At 70.2% G+C, this 6097-nt stretch carries 6 protein-coding genes; 2 read left to right on the top strand and 4 right to left on the bottom strand.

What is annotated here, in order from left to right; translation table 11 throughout:
• Positions 1 to 565: GDSL-type esterase/lipase family protein (locus tag ACFVJQ_RS31775; RefSeq protein WP_385789017.1), on the bottom strand; the 565-nt coding region annotated here is incomplete at its 3' end.
• A 280-nt stretch (positions 566 to 845) separates the two neighbouring features.
• Between ACFVJQ_RS31775 and ACFVJQ_RS31770 the strand changes: the two genes are divergently transcribed.
• Complete coding sequence (locus tag ACFVJQ_RS31770; protein WP_385789015.1) at positions 846 to 1172, top strand: hypothetical protein; 327 nt, start codon at positions 846 to 848, stop codon at positions 1170 to 1172.
• A 163-nt stretch (positions 1173 to 1335) separates the two neighbouring features.
• Here ACFVJQ_RS31770 and ACFVJQ_RS31765 read toward each other — a convergent pair whose 3' ends face one another.
• Together ACFVJQ_RS31765 and ACFVJQ_RS31760 are read right to left on the bottom strand one after the other, a co-directional pair.
• On the bottom strand, positions 1336 to 2859 hold the full coding sequence (locus tag ACFVJQ_RS31765; protein WP_385789013.1) for an aldehyde dehydrogenase family protein: 1524 nt from the start codon (positions 2857 to 2859) through the stop codon (positions 1336 to 1338).
• Between the two features lie 170 nt (positions 2860 to 3029).
• A complete protein-coding gene (locus tag ACFVJQ_RS31760; RefSeq protein ID WP_385789011.1) occupies positions 3030 to 4301 on the bottom strand; it encodes a GAF domain-containing protein in 1272 nt (423 codons plus the stop codon).
• Positions 4302 to 4511: 210 nt separating this feature from the next.
• Between ACFVJQ_RS31760 and ACFVJQ_RS31755 the strand changes: the two genes are divergently transcribed.
• Positions 4512 to 4886, top strand: a complete 375-nt coding sequence (locus ACFVJQ_RS31755; RefSeq protein WP_385513831.1) for a transglycosylase family protein — start codon at positions 4512 to 4514, stop codon at positions 4884 to 4886.
• Positions 4887 to 4894: 8 nt separating this feature from the next.
• Here ACFVJQ_RS31755 and ACFVJQ_RS31750 read toward each other — a convergent pair whose 3' ends face one another.
• The gene (locus ACFVJQ_RS31750) at positions 4895 to 6061 is read right to left on the bottom strand and encodes a glycosyltransferase (protein ID WP_385789008.1); all 1167 of its coding nucleotides are present in this window, start codon (positions 6059 to 6061) and stop codon (positions 4895 to 4897) included.
• Positions 6062 to 6097: the final 36 nt, after the last annotated feature.

The raw sequence follows: 6097 nt of genomic DNA, 5'->3' as shown, positions 1-6097 counted from the left end.
TCCACGTCTGGACGGCGGTCCCGTCGGCGGTGCCGGCACCGTTGACGTCCATGCACTTGCCGGCGATGCCGGACTGCACGCGGGCGGGGGCGGGGGCGGGGTTCTTCAGCCACCCGGCGCTGTCCGCGGACTGGACACCACGGTGGAAGGCGTCGGCCATCTTCTGGTAGCCCGAGTCGTTGGGATGCAGGGGGTCGGCCAGGTCGGCCGTGGTCAGACTGCTCATGTCGACGAACGCGACGCGTTTGCCCGCGGCCTGCGCGTCGCTGACGATTTGCCGGGTGGCCTGGTTGTACGTGCCCCGGAACCGCTCCTCCGAGCTGCTGGTGGACACGACCAGGGAGGCGACGAGGACGGTGGCGTCGGGGACGTCGGCGGTGATCTGGTTGACCAGCGACCTCAGCCGGGCGATGGCGCTGTCGACCTCGGAGGCTCCTTGGAGGTCGTTGGTACCGATGTGCAGCGTCACCACGTTGGGCCGGTAGCGGGTCAGCGAGGCGTCGGCGAGCGCGGCGATCTGGTCGATGCGGTACCCGGAGTGGCCTTCGTTGTCCGGATCGGACATCGAGCGGCCTGCAGAAGTTATCCACCTCCGTATCGAGCAATGCCACTTGCCGAGGACCGGGTGGGGGATGCTCAACCTCTCGGGCGGGGTCGTCACGTCTGGCAAGGAGTGGACTGACGACGGGAAGGTGCACGAGGTGCATTCGCTCAAGCGCCGTGCGGCAACCGCGACGCGTCCTGTCCCGATCCCGCCGCAGTTCGTACGCATGTTGCGGGCTCATCTTGACCGCTTCGGCGTGGCACCTGACGGCCGAGTGTTCCGTAACGAAGCTGGCAACTACGTGGACGCTGCGGCGTACGGTACGACGTGGGCGTGGGCGTGGGCGTGGGCGTGGGCGCGGGCGCGGGAACGCGCTCTGACTCGGACGGAGCGCACATCGGGCCTGGCCAAACGGCCGTACGACCTCCGGCATGCCGGGATCTCGTTCTGGCTCTACTCCGGTGTGGATCCAGCCGAATGCGCTCGCCGCGCCGGCCAGAGCATCGAGGTTCTCTTCCGTCACTACGCCAAGTTCCTCGGCGGGGTGCGAGAACAGGCGAACCGCCTCATCGAGCAGTCCATGCAGGAGTGGGGGCGCGTCAGCCAGGGCGCGGCATCTGAGGGCTGATTCAAGGATTCTGGTCCGTGACTGGTCCGGAAGTACTGGTCAGGGACGGTATAGCCGTGGGAGGAATTGGGAGTTAGTGTGCAAACCGAGCCCAGCCGTGAATCGGCGGGGCGACAGGCGCCTGACGGGTAAAAGGCCAGGTCAGGCGCCCTTTTTCGTGCGTCTAGAAGAATCCCAGCTTCTTCGGCGAGTAGCTCACCAGCAGATTCTTCGTCTGCTGATAGTGGTCGAGCATCATCTTGTGCGTCTCCCGGCCGATCCCGGACTGCTTGTACCCGCCGAACGCGGCGTGCGCGGGGTAGGCGTGGTAGCAGTTGGTCCAGACGCGGCCTGCCTGGATGGCCCGGCCCGCGCGGTAGGCCGTGTTGATGTCGCGGGTCCACACGCCCGCCCCGAGGCCGTACGACGTGTCGTTGGCGATCTTGATCGCATCGTCGAAGTCGTCGAACGAGGCCACCGACACGACGGGCCCGAAGATCTCCTCCTGGAAGACCCGCATGCGGTTGTCGCCTTCGAAGATGGTCGGCTGCACGTAGTAGCCGCCCTTCAAGTCGCCGTCGTACTCGGCGCGTTCACCGCCCGTGAGCACCCGGGCGCCTTCCTGCCTGCCGATGTCGATGTAGGAGAGGATCTTCGCCAGCTGGTCACCGGACGCCTGGGCGCCGATCATCGTGTCGGTGTCGAGCGGGTGCCCGGGCTTGATCAGCTCGGTGCGGGCGACCGCCGCGGCCAGGAAGTCCGGGTAGTTGCCGCGCTGGATCAAGCCGCGGGAGGGGCATGTGCACACCTCGCCCTGGTTCAGCGCGAACATCGTGAACCCTTCGAGGGCCTTGTCGCGCAGCTCGTCGTCCTTCTCCCACACGTCGTCGAAGAAGATGTTCGGCGACTTGCCGCCCAGCTCCAGCGTGACCGGCTTCAGGTTCTCCGCCGCGTACTGCATGATCAGCCGTCCCGTGGACGTCTCGCCGGTGAAGGCGACCTTCGCCACCCGGGGGCTGGACGCGAGCGGCTTTCCGGCCTCGGGGCCGAAGCCGTTGACGATGTTCAGCACGCCCGGTGGGAGCAGGTCGGCGACCAGGCTCAGCCAGTAGTGGATGGAGACCGGGGTCTGCTCGGCGGGCTTGAGGACGACCGCGTTGCCTGCGGCGAGGGCGGGCGCGAGCTTCCACGCCGCCATCAGAATGGGGAAGTTCCACGGGATGATCTGGGCGACCACGCCCAGCGGCTCGTGGAAGTGGTAGGCGACCGTGTCGTCGTCGACCTCGCTGAGCGAGCCCTCCTGAGCGCGCACGGCGCCGGCGAAGTAGCGGAAGTGGTCGATGGCCAGCGGGATGTCGGCCGCGAGGGTCTCCCGTACGGGCTTGCCGTTCTCCCAGCTCTCCGCGACTGCCAGCGGCTCCAGGTGGGCCTCCATGCGGTCGGCGATCTTCAGCAGGATGTCGGATCGCTCGGTCGCCGACAGACGGCCCCAGCCGGGCGCGGCCGCATGCGCCGCGTCGAGCGCCGCCTCGACGTCCTCCGCGGTGCCGCGCGCCACCTCGGTGAACGGTTGCCCGTTCACCGGACTCGGGTTCTCGAAGTACTGACCCTTGACCGGGGGTACGTACTCCCCGCCGATGAAGTGGTCGTAGCGCGACTGGTAGGAGACGATCGCGCCCTCGCTTCCGGGCGCCGCGTAACGGGTCATGCTGGACTGGCCTCCTTCAGCAGCGCTGCCCGCCGTTGGGCAGCTCTGCGCCGGAGGCTAGGAGAGCGGACGTTGCATCCACGTTGCGGCTGTGCTGCGTGGAGTGTTACTCACGACCGGCACCCGGGGTGCAGATCCGCGAAGAGGGACCCGGGGCTGTTCGCCGGTTTCTAGGAGTTTTCCCAGCCGTTGGGCGCTGCCAGCTCCGATTCAAGTGCGGACACGCGGGCCCGGACCGCCGCAGTCGGGCGGGCCGTGGCCAGCGCCCGCCACACGTCGAGGTCGTCCTCGCCCCAGGGCGCGTGGGCCCAGTTGGCCAGCAGGTCGGGATCGCGGCGGGCGATCAGTGCCGCGCGCAGGCCGTCGGCGAGACGTCGCCTGTGCCGTACCACCGCCGGCGCCTGAGAGGCGGGGAGGAGCGGACCTGCATAGGCCGTCAGGGCGTAGGTGACCGCGCCGGCCGCCAGCTGACGTTCGACGACGGCGACGTCCGATTCGAGGGGTGTCGTGAGCCGGTACGGGCGTGACGCCAGCAGTTCGGGGCCGAGCACCTGACGTAGCCGGGCGAGTTCGGCGCGCAGCGTCACCGGCGTCACGGACTCGTCCTCGTACAGGGCACAGAGCAGCTCCTGGCCGGTCAGGCCTTCCGGGTGGCGGGAGAGCAGGACGAGGATCTCGCTGTGCCGACGGCTGAGCCGGATCCTCCGGCCGCCTGTCGTCAACAGCGCCTCGTCGCGGCCCAGTACGGCCAGTTCTGGCCCGCGGGCGCCTGGCCGTTCCGGGGCGAGCAGCGCCAGCTGGGACTCCGCCGCTCGTGCCACGGCCTGGACGAAGCCCAGGCTGTGCGGGTGCGCGAGGCCGTCCCCGCCGGTGATGTCCACGGCGCCGAGCACTCGCCCCGTGCGCGGGTCGTGCACGGGGGCGGCCGCGCAGGTCCACGGCTGCACGCGCCGGGTGAAGTGCTCGGCTGCGAACACCTGTACCGGGCGGTTCATGGCGACCGCCGTGCCCGGCGCGTTCGTTCCGACGGCGCTCTCCGCCCACCGCGCACCCGGCACGAAGTTCATCTGCCCCGCCTGTCTCCGGGTCGATTCATGGCCCTCGACCCACAGCAGCCTGCCGTGTACGTCGCACACCGCGAGGAGATGCCGACCGTCGGAGGCGAATGTTCCCATGAGCTCCCGGAACAGCGGCATCACGCGTGCCAGAGGATGCTCGGCCCGGTAGGCACCGAGGTCACTGTCCGTCAGTTCGATGCTCGCGGTGTCGTCCGGCCTGACGCCGGCCCGCACCGAGCGACGCCATGAGTCGGCCACTACGCCACGCACCGGCCGCGGGACCGTGCCGACCTCGGTGAAAGTCTCGTGGGCCCGTTGCAGGATGCGGACGCGCTCGGCAGGGTCGGCCCCTGGTTCCAGGGCCACCCACGGATGATCGGTCAACGTGGCCTCCCACGGGACGATGGGCTGGGGACATCGTCGCTCGGAGGGTGGGTGCCGACAACCGTTTCGACCGTGGTCTCCGAAGGGCCGTGTGGTCCGGACCGGCCACGTCGGCGCGGTGAGTCCGTCGACGTCCCGACTGAGGCCGTCTGGCGTACGAACCCGTGTCGCACGCCGGGACTCTCCGTCACGTGGTGCGACAGTCTGCATATGATCTCATCGCGAAACGCTGAACTGATCAACGCTCGCAACTGCCGCCGCCCCAGGGCGGGTACCGCACTCGTCGTTGTGACGGCCGCCGTTTTACTGGGCATCACAACCAGAGCGGAGGCCGTGCCGTCCATTCGGTCCGGGGCCGACTGGGACGCCATCGCCGCTTGCGAGTCCGGGGGCAACTGGAAGGCGAACACCGGAAACGGCCATTACGGCGGCCTGCAGTTCAGGCAGTCGAGTTGGGTTGCGGCCGGCGGTCTGAAGTACGCCCCGCGTGCCGACCTGGCCACTCGCAAAGAGCAGATCATTGTGGCCAAACGCCTGGCGGCCCTGCAGGGAATGTCGGCGTGGACCTGCGCGTATGCCGGGTGACGACGCTGTCAGGCGGGACGAGCCGTGCCCTCCGCGGCGACCGCAGGCGGGCGTGTGTCCCGGTCGGCGGTCGCCTCCTTCGCCCATGTCTCCAGTCGGCCCGTGAACTCGGCTGCCCGCTCGGTCCAGTCGAGCTCGGCCAGCGCCGCTGCGCGGCCGCGTTCGGCGGTGCCCAGGCGCAGCTGCGCGTCCGCGCGCAGCCGCCGTACCGCGTCCGCGGTTGCCGCCGGGTTCTCGTACGGGACGAGGAGGCCGCAGCGGTGCTGCAGCACCAGGCCGGCCGCCAGGGGAATCGGTGTGGTCACGACGGGGACGCCGTGGGCCATGTACTCGACGACCTTGGTGGGCCGTGAGTGACGGTAGTTGGGCTGGTCGTGCAGGAGGGACAGGCCGGCCAGGGCGCCGGAGAGCAGGGCGAGGGCACGGTCGTTGGGCAGGTAGCCGTGCCAGCGCAGGACGCCGTCGCGGTCGGCCTCGGTGAGCGCGCCTTGCACGTCGTGGTCGGCCGCCCCCGTCACCTCGACCCGTACGTCCGGCCCGAGCAGCCTGGCCGTCTCGATGAGGTCGAGCGCGCCGCGTGCCCGGGACAGATGCCCCAGATAGACGACCCGGTCCGTGCCGGGCGGCTCCGGCGGCTCGGGCGGTACGGTCGCGAGGTTCGGTACGACGGGATGCGGCCGGCGGAAACGCGCCTGGTAGGCGTCCTCGGCGAGCAGCAGCCGCACGTGCCGCTCGGCCAGACGCTCCGCCGCCCGTACCGCCACCTTCAGCGGCGGTCGCAGGGCCGCCGGAACCCAGCGCTTCATCGCCAGTGCCGCCGCCGTGTCCTCGTGCACGTCCCACACGGTCACCGGGGCCCGGCCGCCGCGCCGCCACCGGCGCAGTGTGCCGGGCAGGGCGAGCAGCAGTTCCGGGTCGTGCAGCAGCACCACGTCCGCCTCCGGTCCGCGCTCGGCCAGCAGGGCACGCGCCGCGCGCAGCGCCGCCCGGCGGTCGCGTCCGGCGGCTCGGGGGAGGTCCACGCCCTCGACATCCGGGCGTGGTTCCACCCCGCGGGCGGTGAACGGCGCGGCGTACACGACCCGGTGGCCGCGCTCCGTCAGGGCGGCGATCTCCCGGTGCAGTATCCGCGCATCCTCGGGATGGTGGACGACGGTGACCACGAGTATCCGCATCAGAGCAGCACCTTTCGGCTCCGCGCTCGGACAGGG

Origin of the sequence: Streptomyces sp. NPDC127197, from assembly GCF_042672405.1 — a bacterium.
Lineage (GTDB): Bacteria > Actinomycetota > Actinomycetes > Streptomycetales > Streptomycetaceae > Streptomyces > Streptomyces flavusporus.
This window is presented reverse-complemented; position numbering and strand designations above follow the sequence as displayed.